The 24,156-nt window shown below is 61.9% G+C and carries 23 protein-coding genes; 20 read left to right on the top strand and 3 right to left on the bottom strand.

Annotated features, from left to right (window positions below; translation table 11 throughout):
- The first annotated feature begins 36 nt into the window (after positions 1-36).
- The 5 genes from odhB (at position 37) to BLS51_RS06035 (ending at position 4,931) form a co-directional block, all read left to right on the top strand.
- Positions 37-1,293 (top strand): 2-oxoglutarate dehydrogenase complex dihydrolipoyllysine-residue succinyltransferase, encoded by a 1,257-nt coding sequence (odhB, locus tag BLS51_RS06055; RefSeq protein WP_090176635.1) that lies wholly within the window; start codon positions 37-39, stop codon positions 1,291-1,293.
- 55 nt (positions 1,294-1,348) lie between these two features.
- Complete coding sequence (locus tag BLS51_RS06050; RefSeq protein ID WP_090176640.1) at positions 1,349-1,669, top strand: PspC domain-containing protein; 321 nt, start codon at positions 1,349-1,351, stop codon at positions 1,667-1,669.
- 3 nt (positions 1,670-1,672) lie between these two features.
- Entirely contained in the window at positions 1,673-3,103 is a 1,431-nt protein-coding gene (gene lpdA / locus BLS51_RS06045; protein ID WP_090176644.1) for a dihydrolipoyl dehydrogenase, read from the top strand.
- Between the two features lie 68 nt (positions 3,104-3,171).
- The gene (gene zapE, locus BLS51_RS06040; RefSeq protein ID WP_090176647.1) at positions 3,172-4,269 is read left to right on the top strand and encodes a cell division protein ZapE; all 1,098 of its coding nucleotides are present in this window, start codon (positions 3,172-3,174) and stop codon (positions 4,267-4,269) included.
- An 11-nt stretch (positions 4,270-4,280) separates the two neighbouring features.
- The gene (locus BLS51_RS06035) at positions 4,281-4,931 is read left to right on the top strand and encodes a hypothetical protein (protein WP_090176651.1); all 651 of its coding nucleotides are present in this window, start codon (positions 4,281-4,283) and stop codon (positions 4,929-4,931) included.
- A gap of 1 nt (position 4,932) precedes the next feature.
- Here BLS51_RS06035 and BLS51_RS06030 read toward each other — a convergent pair whose 3' ends face one another.
- Entirely contained in the window at positions 4,933-5,712 is a 780-nt protein-coding gene (locus BLS51_RS06030) for a PP2C family protein-serine/threonine phosphatase (RefSeq protein WP_090176654.1), read from the bottom strand.
- A 115-nt stretch (positions 5,713-5,827) separates the two neighbouring features.
- On the opposite strand from BLS51_RS06030, the gene BLS51_RS06025 reads away from it, so the two are divergent.
- Both BLS51_RS06025 and BLS51_RS06020 read left to right on the top strand, forming a co-directional pair.
- Positions 5,828-6,028, top strand: a complete 201-nt coding sequence (locus BLS51_RS06025) for a YdcH family protein (RefSeq protein WP_008450659.1) — start codon at positions 5,828-5,830, stop codon at positions 6,026-6,028.
- 25 nt (positions 6,029-6,053) lie between these two features.
- Positions 6,054-8,090: a DNA repair helicase YoaA gene (locus BLS51_RS06020; RefSeq protein WP_090176659.1), complete on the top strand. Its 2,037-nt coding sequence runs from the start codon at positions 6,054-6,056 to the stop codon at positions 8,088-8,090.
- A 69-nt stretch (positions 8,091-8,159) separates the two neighbouring features.
- Here BLS51_RS06020 and BLS51_RS06015 read toward each other — a convergent pair whose 3' ends face one another.
- The gene (locus tag BLS51_RS06015) at positions 8,160-9,146 is read right to left on the bottom strand and encodes an NADPH:quinone oxidoreductase family protein (RefSeq protein WP_090176663.1); all 987 of its coding nucleotides are present in this window, start codon (positions 9,144-9,146) and stop codon (positions 8,160-8,162) included.
- A 157-nt stretch (positions 9,147-9,303) separates the two neighbouring features.
- Between BLS51_RS06015 and BLS51_RS06010 the strand changes: the two genes are divergently transcribed.
- From BLS51_RS06010 to rlmD, 7 genes are all read left to right on the top strand, one after another.
- On the top strand, positions 9,304-9,909 hold the full coding sequence (locus BLS51_RS06010) for a toll/interleukin-1 receptor domain-containing protein (protein WP_090180530.1): 606 nt from the start codon (positions 9,304-9,306) through the stop codon (positions 9,907-9,909).
- Between the two features lie 9 nt (positions 9,910-9,918).
- Positions 9,919-11,880, top strand: a complete 1,962-nt coding sequence (locus BLS51_RS06005; RefSeq protein WP_090176668.1) for a KGGVGR-motif variant AAA ATPase — start codon at positions 9,919-9,921, stop codon at positions 11,878-11,880.
- 69 nt (positions 11,881-11,949) lie between these two features.
- Entirely contained in the window at positions 11,950-12,687 is a 738-nt protein-coding gene (gene surE, locus BLS51_RS06000) for a 5'/3'-nucleotidase SurE (protein WP_090176672.1), read from the top strand.
- Complete coding sequence (locus BLS51_RS05995) at positions 12,684-13,553, top strand: protein-L-isoaspartate(D-aspartate) O-methyltransferase (protein WP_090176675.1); 870 nt, start codon at positions 12,684-12,686, stop codon at positions 13,551-13,553. The genes surE and BLS51_RS05995 overlap by 4 nt, the downstream gene beginning before the upstream one ends.
- Before the next feature lie 30 nt (positions 13,554-13,583).
- On the top strand, positions 13,584-14,534 hold the full coding sequence (locus BLS51_RS05990) for a peptidoglycan DD-metalloendopeptidase family protein (protein WP_090176678.1): 951 nt from the start codon (positions 13,584-13,586) through the stop codon (positions 14,532-14,534).
- A gap of 17 nt (positions 14,535-14,551) precedes the next feature.
- The gene (gene rpoS, locus BLS51_RS05985; protein ID WP_090176681.1) at positions 14,552-15,565 is read left to right on the top strand and encodes an RNA polymerase sigma factor RpoS; all 1,014 of its coding nucleotides are present in this window, start codon (positions 14,552-14,554) and stop codon (positions 15,563-15,565) included.
- Positions 15,566-15,634: 69 nt separating this feature from the next.
- The gene (gene rlmD / locus BLS51_RS05980; protein WP_090176684.1) at positions 15,635-16,975 is read left to right on the top strand and encodes a 23S rRNA (uracil(1939)-C(5))-methyltransferase RlmD; all 1,341 of its coding nucleotides are present in this window, start codon (positions 15,635-15,637) and stop codon (positions 16,973-16,975) included.
- Positions 16,976-17,034: 59 nt separating this feature from the next.
- Here rlmD and BLS51_RS05975 read toward each other — a convergent pair whose 3' ends face one another.
- The gene (locus BLS51_RS05975) at positions 17,035-17,715 is read right to left on the bottom strand and encodes a Bax inhibitor-1/YccA family protein (protein ID WP_090176686.1); all 681 of its coding nucleotides are present in this window, start codon (positions 17,713-17,715) and stop codon (positions 17,035-17,037) included.
- Positions 17,716-17,965: 250 nt separating this feature from the next.
- Between BLS51_RS05975 and ndk the strand changes: the two genes are divergently transcribed.
- The 6 genes from ndk to hisS all read left to right on the top strand — a co-directional run bounded on the left by ndk (position 17,966) and on the right by hisS (position 24,117).
- On the top strand, positions 17,966-18,373 hold the full coding sequence (gene ndk / locus BLS51_RS05970; protein ID WP_072780823.1) for a nucleoside-diphosphate kinase: 408 nt from the start codon (positions 17,966-17,968) through the stop codon (positions 18,371-18,373).
- A gap of 65 nt (positions 18,374-18,438) precedes the next feature.
- Entirely contained in the window at positions 18,439-19,611 is a 1,173-nt protein-coding gene (gene rlmN / locus BLS51_RS05965) for a dual-specificity RNA methyltransferase RlmN (RefSeq protein ID WP_090176689.1), read from the top strand.
- On the top strand, positions 19,611-20,426 hold the full coding sequence (pilW, locus tag BLS51_RS05960; protein ID WP_090176692.1) for a type IV pilus biogenesis/stability protein PilW: 816 nt from the start codon (positions 19,611-19,613) through the stop codon (positions 20,424-20,426). Before rlmN ends, pilW begins: the two co-directional genes overlap by 1 nt.
- Positions 20,427-20,439: 13 nt before the next feature.
- Complete coding sequence (locus BLS51_RS05955) at positions 20,440-21,489, top strand: RodZ domain-containing protein (protein ID WP_090176696.1); 1,050 nt, start codon at positions 20,440-20,442, stop codon at positions 21,487-21,489.
- Positions 21,490-21,509: 20 nt separating this feature from the next.
- Positions 21,510-22,787: a flavodoxin-dependent (E)-4-hydroxy-3-methylbut-2-enyl-diphosphate synthase gene (gene ispG, locus BLS51_RS05950; protein ID WP_090176700.1), complete on the top strand. Its 1,278-nt coding sequence runs from the start codon at positions 21,510-21,512 to the stop codon at positions 22,785-22,787.
- Entirely contained in the window at positions 22,774-24,117 is a 1,344-nt protein-coding gene (hisS, locus tag BLS51_RS05945; RefSeq protein ID WP_090176704.1) for a histidine--tRNA ligase, read from the top strand. The genes ispG and hisS overlap by 14 nt, the downstream gene beginning before the upstream one ends.
- The last annotated feature ends 39 nt before the right edge of the window (positions 24,118-24,156 follow it).

Raw genomic sequence — 24,156 nt, 5'->3', positions numbered from 1 at the left:
CGGGCGCCGCAAAAACAAAATATACGGAGTTTTTTCATGGCACAAATCGAAGTCAAAGTCCCACAACTGTCGGAATCCGTCGCTGAAGCGACCATGCTGACCTGGCATAAAAAAATCGGCGAAGCGGTAGCGCGCGACGAAAACCTGATCGACATCGAAACCGATAAAGTGGTGCTGGAACTGCCAGCGCCAGCCGCTGGTGTTCTGGTACAGATCATCAAGGGCGACGGCAGCACCGTGGTGGCTGATGAAGTCATCGCCATCATCGACACCGATGCCGGCGCCGCTGCAGCACCAGCCGCCGCCGCGCCTGCGGCTGCCCCGGCCGCCGCTCCTGCCGCTGCTGCTGCACCGGCCGCCGCCACCGGTGGTTCGAAAGGCGACGTGGCGATGCCAGCCGCTGCCAAGATCCTGTCGGAAAAAGGCCTGAGCGCTGGCGATGTCGCCGGTTCGGGCAAAGATGGCCGCGTGACCAAGGGCGACGCCCTGGCCGCTTCGGCATCGTCGACCCCGGCAGTTGCGCCACTGGCCGCACCAGCCGCCAAGCCAGCGCTGGCGCAAGTGTCGGCCCCTGCCGCCGCCAACCTGGGCGACCGTCCGGAAGAGCGCGTGCCGATGAGCCGCCTGCGCGCCCGTATCGCCGAGCGCCTGCTGCAATCGCAATCGACCAACGCCATCCTGACCACCTTCAACGAAGTCAACATGGCTCCGGTCATGGAACTGCGCAACAAGTACAAAGACAAGTTCGAGAAAGAGCACGGCGTCAAGCTGGGCTTCATGTCGTTCTTCGTCAAAGCCGCTGTTGCAGCGCTGAAGAAATACCCGATAATCAATGCGTCGGTGGACGGCAACGACATCCTGTACCACGGCTACTTCGACATCGGTATCGCTGTCGGTTCGCCACGTGGCCTGGTGGTGCCTATCCTGCGCAACGCCGACCAGATGTCGATCGCTGAAATCGAGAAGAAAATCGGCGAATTCGGCGCCAAAGCCAAAGAAGGCAAGCTGACGCTGGACGACCTGACCGGCGGTACCTTCTCGATCTCGAACGGCGGCACCTTCGGCTCGATGCTGTCGACCCCGATCATCAACCCGCCACAATCGGCGATCCTGGGCGTGCACGCGACCAAAGACCGCGCCGTGGTGGAAAACGGCCAGATCGTTATTCGTCCGATGAACTACCTGGCGATGTCCTACGACCACCGCATCATCGACGGCCGCGAAGCCGTGCTGGGCCTGGTGGCCATGAAGGAAGCGCTGGAAGATCCTGCACGTCTGCTGCTGGACCTGTAATTCATCGCATGATCCCGAAGCCGCGCGGCTTCGGGAGTTCTCAGGAAGGTCTTGCATGAGCGTTGCTGAAGAAATCAAGCGTTTGCACGAGCTGCACCAGGCGGGCGCGCTGTCGGACGAAGAGTTCGCCGCCGCCAAAGCCCGTTTGCTGAATGGCCAGGCGCCTGGCGCCACCAGCGACATCACCACCTTGCGCCGTTCGCGCACCGACCGCTGGCTAGGCGGCGTGTGCGGTGGACTGGGCCGCATCAGTGGTGTCGAGTCGTGGATCTGGCGCCTGCTGTTTGTGCTGTTTGTCTGCACCTTCGGTTTCGGCCTCGCCATCTACATCCTGTTATGGATCTTCGTTCCAGAAGACGAACTGATTGGAAATTAAAAAATGAGTAAACAATTTGACGTAGTAGTTATCGGCGCCGGTCCTGGCGGTTACATCGCCGCCATCCGCGCCGCACAGCTGGGCTTCTCGGTAGCCTGCGTGGACGCCTGGGCAAACGAAAAGGGCGGTCCGGCACCAGGCGGCACCTGCACCAACGTTGGTTGCATTCCATCGAAAGCGCTGCTGCAATCGTCGGAGCACTTCGAGCACGCCGGTCACGCGTTCAAGGATCACGGCATTGATGTTGCCGGCCTGTCGCTGAACCTGCCGCAAATGATCAAGCGCAAGGACACCGTTGTGAAGCAAAACAACGACGGCATCCTGTTCCTGTTCAAGAAAAACAAGGTCACCTTCTTCCACGGCCTGGCATCGTTCGCCGGCGCCGCCACCGCTGAAGGCTACCCGCTGGCCATCTCGGCGCCAGCCAACGAAAGCATCGTTGCCAAGCAAGTCATCATCGCTACCGGCTCGAACGCCCGTGCCCTGCCAGGCGCAGAATTCGACGAGCAACTGATCCTGTCGAACACCGGCGCACTGGCGATCGGCGACGTGCCGGCCAAGCTGGGCGTGATCGGCGCTGGCGTCATCGGCCTGGAAATGGGTTCGGTATGGCGTCGCCTGGGTTCGGAAGTGACCGTGCTGGAAGGTCTGCCGACCTTCCTCGGCGCCGTCGACGAGCAGATCGCCAAGGAAGCCAACAAGCTGTTCACCAAGCAGGGCCTGAACATCAACCTCGGCTGCAAGATCGGCAAGATCACCAAGGGCGCGAACAACGTCACCGTTGAATACGACAATGCCAAGGGCGAAGCCAACACCGCCGTGTTCGACAAGCTGATCGTGTCGATCGGCCGCACCCCGAATACCAACGGCCTGGCCGCCGACAAAGTCGGCCTGGCGCTGGACGAGCGCGGCTTCGTGGCGGTCGATGACGACTGCAAAACCAACCTGCCAGGCGTATGGGCCATCGGCGACGTGGTACGCGGCCCGATGCTGGCGCACAAGGCGGAAGAAGAGGGCGTTGCGGTTGCCGAGCGCATGGCTGGCCAGCACGGCCACACCAACTTTGCCACCATTCCCTGGGTGATCTACACCTCGCCGGAAATCGCGTGGGTAGGCCGCACCGAGCAGCAACTGAAGGCCGACGGCGTCGCTTACAAAGCCGGCACCTTCCCATTCCTGGCCAACGGCCGCGCACGTGCGCTGGGCGATACCTCGGGCATGGTCAAGTTCCTGGCCGATGCCAACACCGACGAAATCCTCGGCGTGCACATCATCGGCCCGATGGCGTCGGAGCTGATTTCGGAAGCCGTGGTGGCGATGGAGTTCAAGGCTTCGGCTGAAGATATCGCGCGCATCTGCCACGCTCACCCTTCGCTGTCGGAAGCAACCAAAGAAGCGGCGCTGGCGATCGACAAGCGCACGCTGAATTTCTAAGCCTGATGTAGCTTGGTGACAGGGCGGGCCGTCATGGCCCGCCGTTTTTGTTTGTGCAGATTGAAACTATGAACGTCCAAGAGTACTACCACAACGCGCTGTCGCAGCGCGGCTACAAGCCCGACGAGGCGCAGCAGCGCGCCATCACCCGTCTGCAGCAATGCTATGACGAATGGGTGGAGTACAAGTCGCAACGCTCCAGCACTTTCCGGCGCCTGATCAACCGTCCGGCCGTGCCGAAAGGCGTGTACATGTGGGGCGGCGTGGGCCGTGGCAAGTCCTTCCTGATGGACAGCTTCTTCTCGGTGGTGCCGCTGGTGCGCAAGACGCGCCTGCACTTCCACGAATTCATGCGCGATGTGCACCGTCAGCTGGACGAGCTGCGCGGCGTGGCCGACCCGCTGGACGAGGTGGCCAAGCGCGTCGCCAAGAAATACCGGCTGATCTGCTTCGACGAGTTCCATATCTCGGACGTGGCCGACGCCATGATCATGTACAACCTGCTGAAGGCGCTGTTCGACAATGGTGTGTCCTTCATCATGACCTCGAACTACGATCCCGAGCTGCTGTATCCGGACGGTCTGCACCGCGACCGCATTCTGCCGACCATCGCGCTGCTGTACGAAAAGCTGGACGTGATGAATATCGACGCCGGCATCGACTATCGCGGCCGCGCGCTGGAGCAGGTCGAGGCGTATTACACGCCGCTCAACGCCAAGACCGATGAGGCGCTGCGCGCTGCCTACGCCAGCGTCGCCGAAACCGCCGACGAAGATCCGGTGATCCGCATCGAGGCGCGTGAAATCCGCTCGCTGCGCCGTGCCGGCACCATCATCTGGTTCGACTTCCACACGCTGTGCGGCGGTCCGCGTTCGCAGAACGATTACCTGGAAATCGCCAGCCGTTTCCATACCGTGATATTGTCCGGTGTGCCGATGATGTCGGCCTCGATGTCGTCGGAGGCGCGCCGCTTCACCTGGCTGATCGATGTGTTCTACGATCAAGGCGTGAAGCTGCTGATGTCGGCCGAAGTCGAGCCGGAGGAGCTGTACACCACCGGCGCCATGGCCAACGAGTTCCACCGTACCGTGTCGCGCATCGTCGAGATGCAGTCGCAGGAATACATGAACCGCCAGCAGCGTGGCGCCGCCGCGTCGCTGTCGTGAAGGATAGACTGATGAAAGCCCGTTTTATAATGATCGCGCTGGCTGTGCTGAGCGCAGCGGCGCAAGCCCAGCAGGTGCAGTCGGTCGAGCAGGCCGATGCCGCCCTGGTGAAGGTGAGCAAGGACCGTGACGCGGTGGAAGGGGAATTCTCCGCCAGCGAGCGCGAGTGCTACACCAAGTTCTTCGTCAACAACTGCCTGGACAAGGCCAAGGAAAAGCGCCGTGTCGCGCTGGCCGAGATCCGCGCGCGCGAGGTCGATGCCGAACACTTCAAGCGGGTCGCCTCGGTTGCCAAGCGCGATGCCGACCTGGCCGAGCGCACCCGCAAGGACGCCGAGGAAGCGGCAACGCGTGCCGCCCAGCCGCCCAAAGCGCCGAAGGAAGAACATGCCGAGCCGAAGGCGCCAACCGGCCCGCGCGTGGCCGACCGCGAAGCCCAGCACGAAGCCAAGCTGAAACGCCAGGCGCAGCAGGATGCGGCCAATGCCGCCAAGCGCGCCGCGAATGTCGACGCGTTCGAGCGCAAGCAGAGCGAATCGCAGCGCCGCCAGGACATCGTCGCCCGCAAGAAAGCGGAAAACGAGGAGAAGGCACGCAAGGCTGCCGAGAAAGAGGCCGCTGCCGAGAAGAAGGCTGCTGCGCAGCCGGCGCCGGCCAAATAGCTTACACGGCGCGCGCCGCGCGGGCGCCTGGCGCCAGCAGCTTGATGATGGCCATCGAGCAGTTGTCGCCCTTTCCCTGCGCCCGTTCGCCGGCCTTGGCGATCAGCCGTTCGGCGGCCTGGCGCGGCGTGTTGCGCGCCACCGCCGCCGCCAGTTCTTCCGGCCGGAACCATTGCCACAGGCCGTCCGAGCACAGCATCAGCGCGTCGCCGGCTTGCAACCCTTCATGCGTGCCGAAGCTGACGAAGGGATCTTTCATGCTGTTGCCCAACGCATTATTCAACAGGCGCGCGCCGCGATGTTTTTTGGCGGCCTCCAGCGGCAGTTTGTCATGCTCGACCAGATGGGCGATGTATTCAGCGTCATTGGTACGCATGGTGCAGGCTTCGCCGCTGAAGCGGTAAATGCGGGCGTCGCCCACATGCGCCCACACTGCCTGCGCCTGCGGCGTCAACACCAGCAGCGCCAGTGCGCTGTGCGGCTCGGCTGAGGCGGCAATCGGATTCATCTTGATGACGTGGTGGGCTTCCTGGGCGATGTCGCGCAACAGTTGCTGCAGGCGGGGCAGGCTGGAGCTGTCGCTGGCGCGGAATTCGTCGAACAAATGCTTGCTGGTCAGCAGTACCTGATCTGGCGCGACGGCGTTGTGATTGCCATCGGCCAGCACCGCCAGCACATAGCCCGGCGCCTGCGCGGCGGTGAATAGCGCCACGCGGTCGTTTTGCTGCGGCCGGCTACCGGCGTGCTGCGCGGTGCCAGCCTCGATTTTATAATGGCTCATAAGATCATTTGTTGGCGTCCGGCGCGCCGTAGATTAAACTATGCACCGTGTCGCAGTTTGTATGCAACGGGGTTAGCAAAAGTGTTGTTCAAGTGAAACCATTTGGCTGAGAAATATGACTGATGTACAAGATATCCAGCGTCGTTTGATCGAACTCGACGTCGAACACCGCGATCTGGACGCGGTTATTGACATGCTCACCCTGGACGGCCACCACGATCAACTGCAATTGCGCCGCCTCAAGAAGCGCAAGCTGCAACTGAAGGACCATATCACGCTGCTGAAGATGCAATTAGTGCCGGACGTGCCGGCCTGAGCCGAACGCCACTACGAAGTTTATTTTGACCGAACACCTCCCACCGTCCAGCGACGCCACGCCCGCCGTCATCGGCGCCACGCCTGAACAGCCTCCCGGCAAATATGACTCCGAGGTCGAGCGCCTGTTCGGCGCCGGTGGTCCGCTGGGACCGGCTGTCGGCGATTTCCGTCCGCGCCGCTCGCAGACCGAGATGGCCAAGGCGGTGGCGTCTGCCATCGCCGGCCAGACCACGCTGATCGCCGAGGCCGGCACGGGCACGGGCAAGACCTTCGCCTATCTGGTGCCGGCGCTGCTGTGGGGCGGCAAGACGATTGTCTCCACCGGTACCAAGAACTTGCAGGACCAGTTGTTCCTGCGCGATATCCCGACCGTGCGGGCCGCCCTGCAGGCGCCGGTGTCGGTGGCGCTGCTGAAGGGACGTTCCAACTACCTGTGCCACTATCATCTGGAACGCACGCTGCAGAATGGCCGCATGACGTCGCGCGACGATGTCGGCCACCTGCGCGAAATCTCGCGTTTCCTGAAAATGACCAAGACCGGCGACAAGGCCGAGCTGGCGCGCGTGCCGGAAAACGCGCTGATCTGGAATCTAGTGACCTCGACCCGCGACAATTGCATGGGCGCGGAATGCCAGTATTACCAGGACTGCTTCATCATGAAGGCGCGCAAGGAAGCGCAGCAGGCCGATGTGGTGGTGGTCAACCACCACCTGTTCTTTGCCGACGTGGCGCTGAAGGATTCCGGCGTGGCCGAGCTGCTGCCGTCCGCCAACACGATTATCTTCGATGAGGCGCACCAGCTGCCGGACACCGCCACCTTGTTCTTTGGCGACACGTTTTCGACCTCGCAAGTGCTGGAACTGTGCCGCGATGTGCTGGCCGAAGGCTTGTCGAACGCCCGCGACGGCGCCGACTGGGGCAAGGTGGTGACGGTGGTGGAGAAGGCAGCGCGCGACCTGCGCCTGACGTTCCCGCAAGACATCGTGCGCCTGTCGCTGCCGCAGATCGCGCCGTCAAGCGACTTCTTCCCGGCGCTGCAAACGCTGAAAGACGAGCTGGACGGCATGATGGCGGTGCTGGAAACGCAGGCCGAGCGCGCGGAAACGCTGGAGCAGTGCCGTCAGCGCGGCCTGGACCTGGTTTCACGTCTGGCCGCCTGGAAATTCGATCCGAAAGCCAAAGTGGCCAAGGGCGAGGAAGCGGTATTCTGGGTGGAAGCCTATGCCTCATCGCTGCAGCTGCACAAGACGCCGTTGTCGATCGCGCCGATTTTCGCCGGTCAGCGTGAGGGCGTGCCGCGCAGCTGGATCTTTACCTCGGCGACGCTGGCGGTGAAAAAGGATTTCAGTCACTTTTCCGAGCAGATGGGACTGACGGACGAACCATCGATGTCCTGGCCCAGCCCGTTCAACTACGAGGATCAGGGCATTTTGTACGTGCCGACCGGCTTGCCGGACCCGAATTCCTTCGGCTACACGGACGCGGTGCTGGACCTGGCCTTGCCGATCATCGAAGCGGCTGGCGGCAAAACTTTCCTGTTATGCACGACTTTGCGTGCGGTGAAACGCGCCGCCGAACGCCTGCGCGATGAGTTTGAAAAGCGCGGCCTGCCGTATCCGCTGTTCGTCCAGGGCGACAAGGGCCGTACCGAATTGCTGGACCAGTTCCGTAAGGCCGGCAACGGCGTGTTGATCGGATCGCAAAGTTTCTGGGAGGGCGTGGACGTCCGTGGTGATGCATTGTCGCTGGTGATTATTGATAAATTGCCATTCGCACCACCGGATGATCCGGTGCTGGCCGCGCGGATTGAGGTGATGGAAAAGCAGGGTAAAAACGGCTTTATGCATCACACTTTGCCGGAAGCGATCATCAACCTGAAGCAGGGCGCCGGCCGTTTGATCCGCGACGAGAACGATCGCGGCGTGCTGATGCTGTGCGATCCGCGGGTGATTTCCAAGCCTTACGGCAAGCGTATCTGGCAAAGCCTGCCGTCCTTCAAGCGCACGCGCGAGCAGGAAGTTGTGTTCGAATTTTTCCGTAACAAGAATTCTGAACAGTAACTTCCGGTATCAAAACCACGGTCAGACGGCTGCCCCCGCAGCGGATCACAGTGCGGGGTGAACCCATATTTAATGGTCCTCTTGCGGCAACACGACAATCTTGCCCGTCACCCGCCGCGCCGCCATATCGTTGAGCGCCTGCGCAGCTTCCGCCAGTTTGTAGCGACCGGAAATCCGGGGTTTAATCTTGCCTTCTTGTAACCACTGCAGCAACTGCCGCATATTCTTTAAATTGCCTTTTGGATCACGCTTGGTGAACTCGCCCCAGAACACGCCCACCAGCGATGCACCTTTCAACAACGTCAGGTTGAGCGGCAATTTGGGAATCTCACCGTTGGCAAATCCGACCACCAGATAACGCCCACCCCACGCAATCGAACGGAACGCCGGCTCGGCATATTCGCCGCCAACCGGGTCATAAATGACATCCGGTCCCTTGCCGCCGGTCGCCGTCTTGACCGCCTCGCGCAAATCTTCCTTGCTGTAGTTAATCAGGACATCCGCACCGTGCTGGCGGCAGACCTCCAGCTTCTCATCGGACGAAGCACAAGCAATAATGCGGGCTCCAAGGGCTTTTCCTATCTCGATCGCCGCCAGACCTACACCCCCGGCTGCGCCAAGAATCAGCATGTTCTCACCATCTTCTAGCTTGGCCCGGTCGACAATCGCATGGTAGGAGGTGCCGTAGGTGAGCGTAATTGCTGCCGCTGTATCGAAGTCCATGCTGGGCGGCATGGGAATCAGGGCTTGCACAGACGCTAACAGTTGCTGTCCGAAACCGCCGGTCGGAACGAAGGCGATGACCTTGTCGCCCGCCTTGAAAGTTGTCACGTCGTCGCCGATGGCGTGAATCACACCGGACACTTCGCTGCCGGGCACGAACGGCAATTCCGGCTTGAATTGATATTTTCCTTGCACGATTAACACGTCCGGGAAATTCACGCCGGCCGCTTGAACGTCGATGACGACCTGCCCAGGACCGGGCTGCAGGTCTGGTAATTCTTTCACTTTCAGCGCATCCGGCTGGCCCCACGCTTCGCAAACGACAGCTTTCATTCTGGTCTCCCTGGTTATAAAAAAGAACGCTCGTTATATTTTTATCTTACCGGAAAACGCCAGCCGTTTGCGCAAAGTTCAGACTGTCGCGCGTTTGTTCTGGCGCAAAGTGTTCGCAGAAATGCTTGTTAGAGTTGGTTAAATGAAGGGGGATATCATGACTATCCGTCACGGCTGTTTTTTCAGTTATGCGCATGGCCAGCATGCTTATATGAGCAAGTTCAAGAACGACCTGGTCGAGGCCTTGAAGTGCTATCTTGAACCACACTTCGATAATGAGAACGAGCTGTTTATTGATAGCGAGCAACTCGCGGGCGGCGACGACCTCGATAGCAAGATCGCACGCGCCTTGTGCGAGAGCGTCTGCATGATTGTCATCTATACACCTAAATACGAGGCCCACGGCTACACTCGTCGCGAGTTTGCAGCAATGCAACTCATTGAGGAGGAGCGCAAGCACTGGTACACCTTGCCCAGCCACCTCATCATCCCCGTCATCATGACCCGCCACCCGGTCAGCCTGCCGCCGCAAATCACCGGACCGGGCATGTATGTGGACTTTTCCCGCTACACGCTGGCTAGCGGCGACCTCAAGGCCAACCCGGATTTCATTCCGGACATCGAGAAAATCGTCCACCGCATCGCCGAGCATTACCACTATCTAAAACAGAGTACGCCGCCGGGGCATGACTGCAGCCGTTTCGTGCTGCCGGAGATTCCGCCCGAATGGCGTGCCATTCCTCCTCCACACTTTCCACGCTAAAGGTTTGCCATGGAACCCACTTCCCTGCCACTACCGCCGCTGAGCTGCGCCGGCGAAGTCATTACTTTCTATTCATACAAGGGCGGCACGGGTCGCACGATGGCACTCTCCAATATAGCGGTGTTGCTGGCGCGACAGCAGAACGCCACCACACCCGTGCTGATGATTGACTGGGACCTGGAGGCGCCGGGCTTGCACCACTATTTTGAACATCCGCAAGATCACAAGCCCGGCGTGCTGGAGTTTTTCGAGGCTTGCCACGAACAGGTCCAGCGCCTCCGCCATGGCGCCGCAGCGCCGGACGACGAGGCGCTGGCGCATGAGGTGCTGGCCGCCGTTAATTGGGAGCAGTACGTCAGCCGCGTCGACGAGGCCAGCCAGCTATACCTGATGCGCGCCGGCCGGCTCGACGATACTTTTCCGGAACGGTTGGCGGCGATGGAGTGGGAAACGCTGTTCCACAGCTGCCCGGCGCTGTTCCGCTGCTTTGCCGAGCGCATGTCGCGGCATTTCCGCTATGTGCTGGTGGATTCGCGCACGGGCCGCACCGATGTCGCCGGCATCTGCACGACTCTGCTCCCGCGCAAGCTGGTGCTGGTGTTCACGCCCAACCGGCAAAGCCTGGACGGTGTGCAGGCGCTGGTCCAGCGCGCCACCACCTATCGCCGCAGCCATGAGGACGAGCAGCGGCCGCTGATGGTGTATCCCTTGCCGTCACGTATGGAAATGGATGACAGCGCGCAACGCGCCCAATGGCGGCGCGGTGATCCTTCGCAACAGATTGCCGGCTACCAGTCCGGCTTCGAGGAGGTGCTGCGCGATAGCTATGGCATGCAGCAGATGTCGCTGGAAAGCTATTTCGACGAGGTGCAGCTGCAACAGACGCGTGCACTGGCCTATGGCGAACAGGTAGCGGTGCGGCAGGACCACGGCGAGGGCGACCGCTTTTCGCTGACCCGTACCTTTGAGTCGCTGCTGGCCTGGCTGGCGCCGGGCTATTTCCCTTGGCAGTCGCTCGGCGAAATCCGGCTGCAAACCGCCATCAGCGAGGCCCGCCGGGCGCTGGAGGAGGGCGGCGCGGTAGCGCGGGCGGTGTCGGCGCCGCTGGCACGTGATCTCAACGCGCTGGGCGAACTATATCGCCGCGAGGGCCGTTGGCGGCAAGCGCTGGCCAGTTTCGAGGAAAGCCTGTCGCTGCGCCAGCGCGGCCTGGGAGAGGACCATCCCGACACGCTGCTCAGCAAGGCCAATCTGGCGCACGCCCTGCGCAAGCAAGGCCGGCTCGATGAGGCCTTGTTTCTGGATGAGTGCATCGTCGACGCCCGCCAGCGCATGCTGGGCGAGGTGCATGTCGATACGCTGGACGCGCGCGCCAGCCTGGCTGCCACGCTGGCGCAGCTGGGGCGCATAGCCGAAGCGCTGGCCTTACAGGACGGCGTGCTGGATACCTATCTGCGCCTGCTGGGACCGGATCACCTGCTGAGCCTGTCCGCCAGGGCGGCGCATGCCGGCATGCTGCTGCAACGCGGCGAGATCGAACTGGCCCGTGGCGCGCAGGAGCAGGTGCTGGCCGCGCGCAAGCGCTTGCTGGGCGCCGAGCACGCGGAAACCTTGCGCGCCAAGACCGCGCTGGCGTGTACCTTGCTTCAAATGCAAGAACTTGGTTCGGCGCGCAACTTGCTGGACGCAGTGCTGAAAGCCAATTTACGGCGGCTGGGGCCGGAGCATGCGGATACCCGAGATGCGCGGGAGCAACTAATTGATGTCCAGTTGCAACTGGGCGTGCCAGCCGATGAGGCGCCACTGGTGCCGGAATTGCATCAGGATGCCTCGATGGACGATTACGGCGATGCGCTGTTGCGGCCGGCGCACCGCCACGGCGCCCCGGCCAACAGCCGCTGGTCGCGCAAGCCCGACGATCTGCTGGCGCTGGACGGCCACCTGTCCGGCAGCCGCAACACACCACGTTGACAAAAATTAATACGAAAGCGGGCGGTCGGCATGCGCAGTCCAGCCATTGCTTCAGGTAAAATCCTTTGAATGAGAATCCTGATAAGCAATGACGACGGCTACCTGGCGCCCGGTATCAATGCGCTGGCCAACGCGCTGGCTACGATCGCCGAGATCGTGGTGGTGGCGCCGGACAGCAACCGCTCGGGCGCGTCCAATTCCCTGTCGCTGGACCGTCCTTTGTCCGTCCAGCAGGCCAGCAATGGTTTTTATTTTGTCAATGGCACGCCCAGCGATTGCGTGCATATTGCGCTGACCGCGCTGCTGGATTACCGCCCGGACCTGGTGGTGTCCGGCATCAACAACGGCCCGAATATGGGGGATGACACGCTGTATTCCGGCACCGTCGCTGCCGCCACTGAAGGTTATCTGTTTGGCATTCCTGCCATCGCTTTTTCGCAGGGTGCCTACGGCTGGGAGCATATCGACGACGCCGCGCGTCATGCGCGTGACATCGTCCAGCGCTATTATGCAACGCTGCCCCATCCCTACCTGCTGAACGTGAATATACCCAACCGTCCTTATGAGCAGCTTAATGACGTGGTCGCCACCCGGCTGGGGCGGCGCCACCAGTCCGAGCCGGTGATCCGGGCCCAGGACCCGCGTGGCCGGGATATCTACTGGATCGGCCCGCCGGGCGCCTGCAAGGACGCCGGCGAGGGCACTGACTTCAACGCCTGCGCCAGCGGCAAGACTTCGATCACGCCGCTGCAGATCGACCTCACCCACACCACCCAACTCAATGCATTGGCAAAGGCCTTGGCATGACCGAAAAAAACCGTACCTTTCCTTTGCCGCTGTCCTCGGTAGTCGATCAGGGGGCCAGGAAGGCAACGGTATTCAAGCCGGTGGCAACACCGCAAACCGCCACCCAGAACGCCGCGCGCTACGCGCCACCGCAATATCCGGCGCCGCGCGCGGTGGCGGCGCCGTCCAAGTCGCATAGTTCTGCCATGGAGCGCGCCCACGCCGTGCCGCAGCAAGCGCAGCGCCAGAGCGCGCTGGTGTCGGACGGCGTGCGCCGCGCCATGGTGCAGCGGATCGCCAAACAGGGCGTCAAGGATCAGGTGGTGCTGGGCGCGATGGACACGGTGCCGCGCCATATGTTCATGGACGAGGGGCTGGCGCCGCAAGCCTATGTCGACGCCTCGCTGCCGATCGGCCATCACCAGACCATTTCCCAGCCCTACATTGTCGCCCGCATGATCGAAGTGATGCGCAATGGCGGCCAATTGCGGCGCGTGCTGGAGATCGGCACCGGCTGCGGCTACCAGGCAGCGGTGCTGGCCTGCGTGGCGCAGGAAGTGTATTCCATCGAGCGCATCAAGCCGCTGCACGAGCTGGCCAAGTCGAATCTGCGGCCGCTGCGCGTGCCGAACCTGCGTCTGCACTACGGAGATGGTATGCTTGGGCTGCCGCAAGCGGCCCCGTTTGACGGTATCATTCTGGCCGCGGCCGGAATGGAGGTGCCGCAAGCGCTGCTGGACCAGCTGGCGATCGGCGGCCGCCTGGTCGCACCGGTAGGTGGCCAGACGCAGCATTTGGAACTGATTACGCGCATCGGCAAGCAGGAGTGGACCAGCGAAACGCTGGAAGACTGCCACTTTGTGCCCTTGCGTCCGGGCGTTGTCTGATCGCGCCCGTACCACTAGATGAAGATGAGAATGACGAATAAAAGCAATGTGCTCGCCATGGGCCTGGCGCTCTTAGTATTGAGCGCCTGCCAGACTACCCCCAACCAGGCGCCGGTGATCGACCGTCCGATTACGCCAGCAGTCAAACCCGCGACGCCGAGCGAAACGGCGCAGATCGCCCGCGAAGAGCGTGGCCTGTATACCGTCAAGAAAGGCGATACGCTGATCCGCATCGCGCTGGAATTCGGCCAGAATTACCGCGACCTGGTGGTGTGGAACAACCTGTCCAACCCGAACGATATCAAGGTCGACCAGGTGCTGCGCGTGCTGCCGCCGGATAGCGCGCCGAACAGCCCGGGCGTGGAAACCGCCGCGATTGTCATGCCGCCATCCGACAAGACGCCGCCAGCGGCGCCGGTGGTCAAGAAAACCAGCCCGAAAGGCGAGAAGAAACCGTACACCGACGCCAACCTGGCTGAGTTGCAGCGCGCCGACAACGGCAAGGACGGCGCGGCTGCGGCCGCGTCCGCCCCGGCGCCGGTCGCAGCAGCAGCCGCGCGTCCAGCGCCACCTCCGGCCGCGCCAGCGGCGCCCGCCATGGCTGCCGACGACGCCAGCCTGAGCTGGGTGTGGCCGGCGGAAGGCAAGGTGGTCGCCACCTTCGACGAGGGCAAGAACAAGGGCGTGGATATCGCCGGCAAGGCTGGCCAGCAGGTCGTGGCGGCCGGTGCAGGAAAAGTGATGTACGCCGGTAGCGGCATCCGTGGATATGGTAATCTCGTTATTGTGAAGCACAGTAATAATTTGTTGTCCGCGTACGCGCATAACCGGACCATCCTGGTGAAGGAAGGGCAGAGCGTGAACAAGGGACAGATGATTGCGGAAATGGGTGATTCCGATACCGACTCCGTCAAGCTGCACTTTGAAATACGGCAGCAGGGCAAACCGGTGGACCCATCCCGTTTCCTGCCTAACCGCTAGCTGAGCCATGTAAAGCCATGACCTCGACGCCGCACGATCAGATGGATGATGACGCGCTCCCGGAGGATTTCCGGGATGATGCGAGCGATGAGGTCGCAATGGACGGCGCCGATGATGCCGACGACGACGCCCTGCCGGAATCCGGCGCGGTGCTGGAAACTGTCGACGAGCTGAAGAAAGTGCTGGCTGCCGAGCTGTCCACCGACACCACCCAGCACTACCTGAACCAGATCGGCACCCGGCCGCTGCTGACCGCGCCGCAGGAAGTCCACTACGCCACGCTGGCCAAGGCTGGCGATTTCAGTGCCCGGCAGACGATGATCGAGCACAACCTGCGGCTGGTGGTGTCGATTGCCAAGCACTACATCAACCGTGGCGTGGTGCTGCTGGACATGATCGAAGAAGGCAACATCGGCCTGATGCGCGCCATCGACAAGTTCGAGCCGGAGCGCGGTTTCCGCTTCTCGACCTATGCGACCTGGTGGATACGCCAGAGCATCGAGCGCGCCATCATGAACCAGGCGCGCACGGTGCGGCTGCCGGTGCACATGGTGCGCGAGCTGAACCAGATCCTGCGCGGCAAATACCATCTGGAAGCGCAGCATCACAACGGCAAGGACGCCACCGCCGAGGATATCGCCGAGCTGGTCGGCCGGCCGGTGGAGGAGGTGCAGGACATCCTGGCGCTGTCCGAACACGCCACCTCGCTGGATGCACCGCTGGACAATGATCCGCAATCGTCGCTGATGGACATGCTGCCCGGCGACAGCGACGACAGTCCCGATGCCCGCGCCGAGCATCACGAAATGACGGTGCTGGTGCGCGACTGGCTGACCAAGCTGCCGGACAAGCAGCGCATCGTCATCATGCGCCGCTTCGGCCTCGACAACGACGATCCGGCCACGCTGGAAACGCTGGCAGAAGAGATGGGCGTGACGCGTGAGCGGGTGCGCCAGATCCAGCAGGAAGCGCTGGTCAAGCTCAAGCGCGCGATGGCCGCGCGTGGCGTGGTCCGCGATTCGCTGCTGTAGTTCCTGCCTGTTCTGGTATCATGTCGGCCCTGCACGCGGGCGGCCGCGCTATTTCCAATATTGAACGCTATGCAAGAAAATACCATCGACATCAAATCGCTCGACATGGACGCCCGTGGCGTCGGCCATATTGAAAATGAAGACGGCACGCCGGGCAAAGTGGTGTTCGTGGAAGGCGCGCTGCCTGGCGAGCGCGTCAGTTTTGAAACCTTCAAGAAAAAGAAAAACTGGGAAGCCGCACGCATGACCGCGCTGCACCGCGAATCATCGATGCGCGTCAAGCCGAAGTGCGAACACTTCGACTACTGCGGCGGCTGCTCGATGCAGCACCTGGAGCCGAGCGCGCAGGTCGCCATCAAGCAGCGCGTGCTGGAAGATAACCTGTGGCACATCGGCAAAGTCAGCGCCGACAACATCATGCGCCCGATGTATGGCCCGACCTGGGGCTATCGTTACCGCGCCCGTCTGTCGGTGCGCTGGGTCGAGAAAAAAGGCACGGTGCTGGTCGGCTTCAAGGAGAAACGCTCGGTCTTCGTGGCTGACATCAAGAGCTGCCAGATCCTGCCGCCGCACGTGTCGGACATGCTGCTGCCGCTGCGCGCACTGATCGGTTCGCTGACGCTGTTCAACCAGATCCCGCAGATCGAACTGGCCATCGGCGAAGACGTCACCGTGCTGGTGCTGCGCATCATGGACGCGCTGACCGCCGACGACGAAACCAGGCTCAAGGCCTTCGCCGACCAATACAAGGTGCAGTTCTGGCTGCAGACCAAGGGCCCGGAAACCGCCGCACCGTTCTACCCGCTGGAACCGCAGTTGCACTACCTGCTGCCGGAATACGGCGTGCGCATGCCGTTCAAGCCGGTCGACTTCACCCAGGTCAACCACCACATCAACCGCGTGCTGGTGCACAAGGCGCTGCGCCTGCTGGACGTGCAGCCGGAAGACCGCGTGGCCGACCTGTTCTGCGGCCTGGGCAATTTCACGCTGCCGCTGGCGACGCTGGCGCGCGAAGTGGTCGGCATCGAAGGCAGCGAGTCGCTGACCGACCGCTCGCTGAGCAACGCCAAGGCCAACGGCCTGGATGGCAAGACCACCTTCTACAACCGCAACCTGTTTGAGGTGACGCCTGAGGACCTGGTCGCGCTGGGCAAGTTCGACCGCATGCTGATCGATCCGCCGCGCGACGGCGCCATGACCTTGTGCGAAGCGCTGGGCAAGCTGCGCGCGACCCACCCGGAATTCCTGCCGAAGCGCATCGTCTACGTCTCCTGCAGTCCATCGACGCTGGCGCGCGACGCCAGTTTGCTGGTCAACCTTGCCGGCTACAAGCTGGACAAGGCTGGCGTGGTCAATATGTTCCCGCACACCTCGCACGTCGAATCGATGGCGGTGTTCGATCTGCAGTAATCGGGCAGGCATAAAAAAGCCGGCTGTGAAGCCGGCTTTTTTGTTGGGGCGGGGAGCGCTTAGTCGCGGTCGCCGCCGAAGATGCCCAGCAGCGACAGCAGGTGGGTGAAGATGTTGTACACGTCCAGGTACAGGCTCAGCGTGGCGCGGATGTAGTTGGTCTCGCCGCCGTTGATGATCTGCTGCACGTCGTACAGGATGTAGGCCGAGAAGATACCAATCGCGACCACCGAGATCACGATCGCCAGCGCCGGGATGTGCAGGAAGATGTTGGCGATCGACGCCAGCATCAGGATGATCACGCCTGCGAACAGCCAGGTGCCCATGCCCGAGAAATCGCGCTTCGATACCGTTGCCACCGAGGCCAGCACTGCGAACACTGCTGCCGTGCCGCCAAACGCGGTCATGATCAGGAAGCCGCCGTTGGCGAAGCCGAGTATCCGCGACAGCAGCGGCGTCAGCATCAGGCCCATGAAGAAGGTGAAGCCCAGCAGCAGGGCGACGCCCAGGCCGGAATCCTTGTTCTTCTCAATCGCCCAGATGAAACCGAAGGCGACCGCCAGGAACAGCAGCGCCATCATGCCGCCGCCCAGCGGCAGGTGCAGCGACACGCCGATGGCTGCGCCGAGGACGGTTGGCACCATCGACAGGGCCAGCAGCCAGTAAGTATTACGCAGCACACGGTGCTGCACGGCCTGGCGACTACCAGCCAGGTCGTAAGTTTTTTGCATGTTGATCATATTGCCTCCAGTAAAGGATTTTCAGAACTACTTTGGTAAAAGCATAGCACGCCAGGGTAAGAATAAGTAAAAACATGCCAGAAAAGCACTTAATCCGGGCTTAAACAGGCTTAATGCCGGTGGTTATGGCTGTATTGCAAGCGTATATACGGCCGTTATTCTGGAATATGAGGTGTTCTATGGTAAAATCAAAGGTTGATTGGATTATCAATTTCGTTTTAAACCTTTCTTTTTATTGGAGTTTTTCAAAATGGCAATCGAACGCACCCTGTCGATCATCAAACCAGACGCAGTTGCAAAAAACGTGATCGGCAAAATCTACACCCGCTTCGAAGAAGCTGGCCTGAAGATCGTTGCCGCTCAAATGAAGCAACTGTCGCGTGAAGAAGCTGAAGGCTTCTACGCTGCGCACAAAGAGCGCGGTTTCTTCAAGGATCTGGTGGACTTCATGGTCTCCGGTCCAGTCATGATCCAGGCGCTGGAAGGCGAAAACGCCGTCCTGAAAAACCGCGAACTGATGGGCGCTACCGATCCTAAGAAAGCCGACAAGGGCACCATCCGTGCTGACTTCGCTGACTCGATCGACGCCAACGCAGTCCACGGCTCCGACGCTGTGGAAGCTGCTGCTGTAGAAATCGCTTACTTCTTCGGTAAGTAATTGTAAGGATTCCGTTTCCGCACTGCGGTGCGGAAACGGGATAAATGACAAGTAGAGAACTGACTATGAACGCTCCTCTGACCAACCTGCTGGACTTCGATCCCGCGCAGCTCATCGCGTATTGCGCCGAGTTGGGGGAGAAGCCGTTCCGCGCCAAGCAACTGCAACGCTGGATCCATCAATTCGGCGCGTCGGATTTCGACGCCATGACGGACCTGGCCAAGTCGCTGCGCGACAAACTGAGAACCCGCGCACAGATCGTCGCCCCGGCCATTATCAGCGACCATACGTCCACCGACGGCACACGCAAATGGCTGGTCGATGTTGGCAATGGCAACGCGGTCGAAACCGTGTTCATTCCGGAAGAGAATCGCGGCACGCTGTGCATTTCCACCCAGGCTGGCTGCGCCGTCAACTGCCGCTTCTGCTCGACCGGCAAGCAGGGCTTCAGCCGCAACCTGAGCGTCGGTGAAATCATCGGCCAGTTGTGGATGGCGGAATTCGAACTGCGCCGCACCAAGGGCATCGAGCCCGGCCCGAAAGGCGAACGCCAGATCACCAACGTGGTGATGATGGGCATGGGCGAGCCGCTGCTGAATTTCGAGCCGACCGCCACTGCGCTGAAGCTGATGCTGGACGATAACGCCTACGGCCTGTCGCGCCGCCGCGTGACCTTGTCCACCTCGGGCGTGGTGCCGATGATCGACAAGCTGTCGCAAGAAGTGCCGGTGGCGCTGGCGGTCTCGCTGCACGCCTCGAACGACGAGCTGCGCAACGGCCTGATCCCGCTGAACAAGAAGTATCCGCTGAAGGAACTGATGGCAGCCTGCAAGCGCTATCTGGAATTCGCGCCGCGCGACTTCATCACCTTCGAATACTGCATGCTGGATGGCGTCAACGACAGCGACGAGCACGCACGCGAACTGATCGCGCTGGTGCAGGATCGTGAATTCGGCGTCAACTGCAAATTCAACCTGATTCCGTTCAACCCATTCCCGGAATCGGGCCTGCTGCGCTCGAAGAACCCGCGCATCAAGGCCTTCGCGCAAATCCTGCTGGATGCCGGCCTCGTCACCACCATCCGCAAAACCCGTGGCGACGATATCGACGCCGCCTGCGGCCAGCTTGCCGGCGAAGTGCAGGACCGTACCAAGGTTCAGCAGCGCATGGAAAAGATGGCCGAGTATCAGCAAAAGTTTGGCGCCAATTTCGGCAAGATCGTGGAGATCCATTCCTGATGACCTTCCTGGCGCAGCGGAGCCGGCTCAGTCTCGTCGCCTTGTGCGCGGCAGGGGCGCTGGCCGGCTGTGCCTCGCCGGGAACAGGGCAGAGCGGCAAGGCCGAACTGACCACCGCCTCGGACCAGACGGCAGCGCAGCGCAAGGTGGATATCCGCATGCAGCTGGCCATCGGCTACTTCCAGCAGGGCCAGTACACGGTGGCGCTGGATGAAGTCAAGCTGGCGCTGGCGGCCGATCCGAACCACGCTGACGCCTACGGCATGCGCGGCCTGATTTACCAGCAGCTGGGCGAGCACGCCCTGGCCGAAGACAACTTCGTCCGCGCCCGCAAGCTGGCGCCGGACAGCCCGGAACTGGCGAACAACTACGGTTCCTTCCTGTGCCAGCTTGGCCGGGTCAAGGAAGCGTTGCCGCTGTTTGATGCGGCCCTGAATAACCGTGCCTACCGTTCGCCGGCCAGTGCCGCGAACAACGCCGGTTCTTGCGCATTGAAGATCAAGGATTACGCCAGCGCGGAGCGTTATCTGCTGCAAGCCTTGCAGTTGACGCCCGACCTGCCGGCCACTAACGCCAATCTGGCGCGGGTGTATGTTGAAAAAGGCGATTATGTGCGCGCCAATTTCTTTATCTCCCGCTTGAACAAGGTGGCAAAGATGGAGAGCCTGACGGCCGATGTGCTGTGGCTCGCGATTAAGGTGCAGCATAAGCTGGGCGATACGGATGCGGAAGCTGGCTGGGCGACGCAATTGCGCCGCCACCACGCCGGATCGGCCGAATATGCTGCTTATCAACGTGGGGCGTTTGATGAGTGAGACAGGGATACCAATGAATTCTGAGTGGGCAGAAGCGCCGAAGGAACAGGGCAGTACCGGCAAGGCTACGCCCGGCGCGTTGCTGGCAGCGCAGCGTGAGGCGATGGGCTGGACGGCTGAACAGATTGCGGATCAACTGAAACTGGCCGTGCGCCAGGTGAAGGCATTGGAAGCCGGCGACTACGCCGCGCTCCCGAACATGGCGGTGACGCGCGGTTTCGTCCGTGCTTACGCCAAGGTATTGAAGATGGATGCGGCGCCGCTGGTCGCGATGATTGAAGTCGAGCCGCCCACCAGCCCCGAGGTGATGGCGCCACGCAAGGATTTGTCCGGCGCGTTTTCCGAGTCGCGCTTCCCGTCGATGACGGAGCGCTCGTCGGGCACGTCCGGCTGGATGGCCGGCCTGGTGGCGGTGGTGGTCGTGGGTGGCGCGGCTGCCTATGCCTACCAGAACGGCATGATCCCGGCCTCGCTGTTCGAGCGCAAGGCGGAAGAGGTCAAGACGGCTGAAGCCACACCGCCGATCGAGACCACGCTGGTCAAGCCGGGCGAAGAGAATACGGCGATGCAGCAGCAGAATGTGCCGCTGATTTCGGTGCCGGCGCAAAATGAGCCTGGCGCGACGTCGGCAGTGCAGGGCGTTGAACCGACGCCAGCGCCGGCCGCAGTATCGCCGCCTGCGACGGTGACGCCGCCGGTGCCTACGCCAGCTCCGGCGCCGGCCCCGGTGGCGGCAGCGCCAGTAGCGGCGCCGGCCGCCGCTGCCCCGGCGCCAGCGCCAGCGCCAGCGCCAGCGCCGACGGTGTCGGCCACGGCCAACGGTGTCGGCCACCAGCTGGTGCTGAAAGTGACCGAGGATTCGTGGGTGGAAATCCGCCGCCCAGGCACGACGCCGCTGATTTCGCGGCTGGTGAAAGCCGGCAGCACCGAGACCTTTGATATCAAGGACCCGGCGCTGCTGATCGTCGGCAAACCAGGCGGCGTGCAAGCCACGCTGGCAGGTGCGCCGCTGCCGTTGCCGAATATCCCGGGCGGGACGATTTCGCGCGTAAATATTAAGTAAGCAAACAGAGTTAAAGAATCATGACGCAAACTGCTATTCCATCGGGACCAACGGATCGCCGCGCCAGCCGCCGGGTGTTGATCTCGCACGGCGAGCGCAAAATCTGGGTGGGCGGTGACGCCCCGGTGGTGGTGCAGTCGATGACCAACACCGACACCGCCAACGCCATCGAGACCGCGATCCAGATCCGCGACCTGGCGCGTGCCGGTTCGGAACTGGTGCGCCTGACCGTCGACCGTCCGGAAGCCGCCGAGGCGGTGCCTTACATCCGCGAACAGCTGGACAAGATGGAAGTCGATGTGCCGCTGGTCGGCGACTTCCATTACAACGGCCACACGCTGCTGAACGATTATCCGGAATGCGCCAAGGCGCTGTCCAAGTACCGCATCAATCCGGGCAATGTCGGCAAGGGCGCCAAGCGCGACTCGCAATTTGCGCAGATGATCGAAGTAGCGGCGCGCTACGACAAGCCGGTGCGCATCGGCGTCAACTGGGGCAGCCTGGATCAGGCGCTGTTGGCGCGCATCATGGACGAAAACGCCGTGCGCGCAAATCCATGGACCGCGCAGCAGGTGATGTATGAAGCGCTGATTACCTCGGCCATCGAAAACGCGCAGCGCGCCGAAGAACTGGGCCTGGGCCGCGACAAGATCATCCTGTCGTGCAAGGTCTCGGGCGTGCAGGATCTGATCGCCGTGTACCGCGAATTGGGCAAGCGCTGCGACTACCCGCTGCACCTGGGTCTGACCGAAGCGGGCATGGGCAGCAAGGGCATCGTCGCTTCGACGGCGGCGCTGTCGGTGCTGCTGCAAGAGGGCATCGGCGACACCATCCGTATTTCGCTGACGCCGGAACCAGGCGGCGACCGCACCAGGGAAGTGGTGGTCGGCCAGGAGATTCTGCAAACCATGGGCCTGCGCAAGTTCACGCCGATGGTGATCGCGTGCCCAGGCTGCGGCCGCACCACGTCGACCACCTTCCAGGAGCTGGCGGATAACATCCAGACTTTCCTGCGCGAGCAGATGCCGGAGTGGAAAAAGACCTATCCGGGCGTGGAAGCGATGAACGTGGCCGTGATGGGCTGCATCGTCAACGGTCCGGGCGAATCGAAGCACGCCAACATCGGCATCAGCCTGCCGGGCACCGGTGAATCGCCGGCGGCGCCGGTGTTTGTCGACGGCGCGAAATTCGCGACCCTGCGCGGTGAGCGCATCGTTGATGAATTCCAGGAAATCGTACTGAATTACGTGAAGAAGAACTACAGTAAACGCATTGAAGAACACTATGTCCAAATCTGAAAAAATAACAGCCGTCAAAGGCATGAACGACATCCTGCCGCAGGACTCGCACCTGTGGCAGCTGTTCGAGAACACCGCGCAATCGGTGGTGCAAAGCTATGGCTTCCAGCAGATCCGCACGCCGATCGTGGAAGACACCGCGCTGTTCAAGCGCGCCATTGGCGCCGTGACCGACATCGTCGAAAAGGAAATGTACTCCTTCGAAGATTCGATGAACGGCGACCAGTTGACGCTGCGCCCTGAAGGCACGGCCGGTGCGGTGCGCGCCGTCATCGAACACAACCTGGTCTACGAAGGCCCGAAACGCCTGTGGTACACCGGCCCGATGTTCCGCCACGAGCGTCCGCAGCGCGGCCGCTATCGCCAGTTCTACCAGTTCGGTTGCGAGGCCGTCGGCTTCAGCGGCCCGGACGTGGACGCGGAAATGATCATCATGTGCCGTCGCCTGTGGGATGACCTGGGCCTGCCGGAGATCCGCCTGGAGATCAACTCGATTGGTGACGCCGAAGAGCGTGCGCGCCACCGCGTCGATCTGATCGCCTACCTGGAAAAGCACGAAGACATCCTTGACGCCGAAGCCAAGCGCCGCCTGCACAGCAACCCGCTGCGCATCCTGGACACCAAGAACCCGGCGATGCAGGACATGGTCAACGCCGCGCCAAAGCTGATGGACTACCTGGGCGAGGAGTCGCTGGCCCACTTCAACGGCGTGCGCAAGATCCTCGACCACGCCAACGTGCAGTACGTGATCAACACCCGCCTGGTGCGCGGCCTGGATTACTACAACCGCACCGTGTTCGAATGGGTCACCGATGCACTGGGCTCGCAAGGCACCGTGTGCGCCGGCGGCCGTTACGATCCGCTGATCGCCTCGTTCGGCGGCAAGCCGACGCCTGCCGTCGGTTTCGCCATGGGCATCGAGCGCCTGCTGGAGCTGATGAAGGAAGCCGGCGAGCCGGACGCGCCTAACCAGTGCGACGTCTATCTGGTGCACCAGGGCGAAGCGGCTCAGCTGCAAGCCTTCGTGCTGGGCGAGCGCCTGCGCGACGCCGGCCTGGACGTGATCATGCACGGTTCCACCGCCGCCGGTCCTGGCAGCTTCAAGTCGCAGATGAAGAAGGCCGACGGCAGCGGTGCCGCTTTCGCCGTCATCATCGGGGAAGACGAAGTGGCCAACAACACCGCTGCCGTCAAAGCGATGCGCGCGGCCGAGGGCGAACAGCAGCAAACCACCGTGCCGTTCGACGACGTGGTGGATTTTGTAGTGGACCAGATCACCGATAGCGGCGATCATCACCACCATGTGCACGACGAGCACTGCAATCACTAAGCAATCACTAAGCATTCCATTCAACTATAACGGCAGACG

It is taken from the genome of Duganella sp. OV510, from assembly GCF_900100205.1.
GTDB lineage: Bacteria > Pseudomonadota > Gammaproteobacteria > Burkholderiales > Burkholderiaceae_D > Rugamonas.
Note: the sequence above shows the minus strand (reverse complement) of the source record. Positions and strands in the feature narration are given on the sequence as shown.

Excerpts from the sequence above, each read along its gene's own strand:
- BLS51_RS06025 (WP_008450659.1), top strand. The coding sequence starts at position 5,828 with ATGACTGATGTACAAGATATCCAGCGTCGTTTGATCGAACTCGACGTC.
- BLS51_RS06005 (WP_090176668.1), top strand. The coding sequence starts at position 9,919 with ATGGAACCCACTTCCCTGCCACTACCGCCGCTGAGCTGCGCCGGCGAA.
- BLS51_RS06050 (WP_090176640.1), top strand. The coding sequence starts at position 1,349 with ATGAGCGTTGCTGAAGAAATCAAGCGTTTGCACGAGCTGCACCAGGCG.
- ispG (WP_090176700.1), top strand. The coding sequence starts at position 21,510 with ATGACGCAAACTGCTATTCCATCGGGACCAACGGATCGCCGCGCCAGC.
- rlmD (WP_090176684.1), top strand. The coding sequence starts at position 15,635 with ATGCAAGAAAATACCATCGACATCAAATCGCTCGACATGGACGCCCGT.
- lpdA (WP_090176644.1), top strand. The coding sequence starts at position 1,673 with ATGAGTAAACAATTTGACGTAGTAGTTATCGGCGCCGGTCCTGGCGGT.
- rpoS (WP_090176681.1), top strand. The coding sequence starts at position 14,552 with ATGACCTCGACGCCGCACGATCAGATGGATGATGACGCGCTCCCGGAG.
- BLS51_RS06035 (WP_090176651.1), top strand. The coding sequence starts at position 4,281 with ATGAAAGCCCGTTTTATAATGATCGCGCTGGCTGTGCTGAGCGCAGCG.
- pilW (WP_090176692.1), top strand. The coding sequence starts at position 19,611 with ATGACCTTCCTGGCGCAGCGGAGCCGGCTCAGTCTCGTCGCCTTGTGC.
- BLS51_RS06030 (WP_090176654.1), bottom strand. The coding sequence starts at position 5,712 with ATGAGCCATTATAAAATCGAGGCTGGCACCGCGCAGCACGCCGGTAGC.
- BLS51_RS05955 (WP_090176696.1), top strand. The coding sequence starts at position 20,440 with ATGAATTCTGAGTGGGCAGAAGCGCCGAAGGAACAGGGCAGTACCGGC.
- BLS51_RS06015 (WP_090176663.1), bottom strand. The coding sequence starts at position 9,146 with ATGAAAGCTGTCGTTTGCGAAGCGTGGGGCCAGCCGGATGCGCTGAAA.
- hisS (WP_090176704.1), top strand. The coding sequence starts at position 22,774 with ATGTCCAAATCTGAAAAAATAACAGCCGTCAAAGGCATGAACGACATC.
- surE (WP_090176672.1), top strand. The coding sequence starts at position 11,950 with ATGAGAATCCTGATAAGCAATGACGACGGCTACCTGGCGCCCGGTATC.
- odhB (WP_090176635.1), top strand. The coding sequence starts at position 37 with ATGGCACAAATCGAAGTCAAAGTCCCACAACTGTCGGAATCCGTCGCT.
- ndk (WP_072780823.1), top strand. The coding sequence starts at position 17,966 with ATGGCAATCGAACGCACCCTGTCGATCATCAAACCAGACGCAGTTGCA.
- BLS51_RS05995 (WP_090176675.1), top strand. The coding sequence starts at position 12,684 with ATGACCGAAAAAAACCGTACCTTTCCTTTGCCGCTGTCCTCGGTAGTC.
- BLS51_RS05975 (WP_090176686.1), bottom strand. The coding sequence starts at position 17,715 with ATGATCAACATGCAAAAAACTTACGACCTGGCTGGTAGTCGCCAGGCC.
- BLS51_RS06010 (WP_090180530.1), top strand. The coding sequence starts at position 9,304 with ATGACTATCCGTCACGGCTGTTTTTTCAGTTATGCGCATGGCCAGCAT.
- rlmN (WP_090176689.1), top strand. The coding sequence starts at position 18,439 with ATGAACGCTCCTCTGACCAACCTGCTGGACTTCGATCCCGCGCAGCTC.
- BLS51_RS05990 (WP_090176678.1), top strand. The coding sequence starts at position 13,584 with ATGACGAATAAAAGCAATGTGCTCGCCATGGGCCTGGCGCTCTTAGTA.
- zapE (WP_090176647.1), top strand. The coding sequence starts at position 3,172 with ATGAACGTCCAAGAGTACTACCACAACGCGCTGTCGCAGCGCGGCTAC.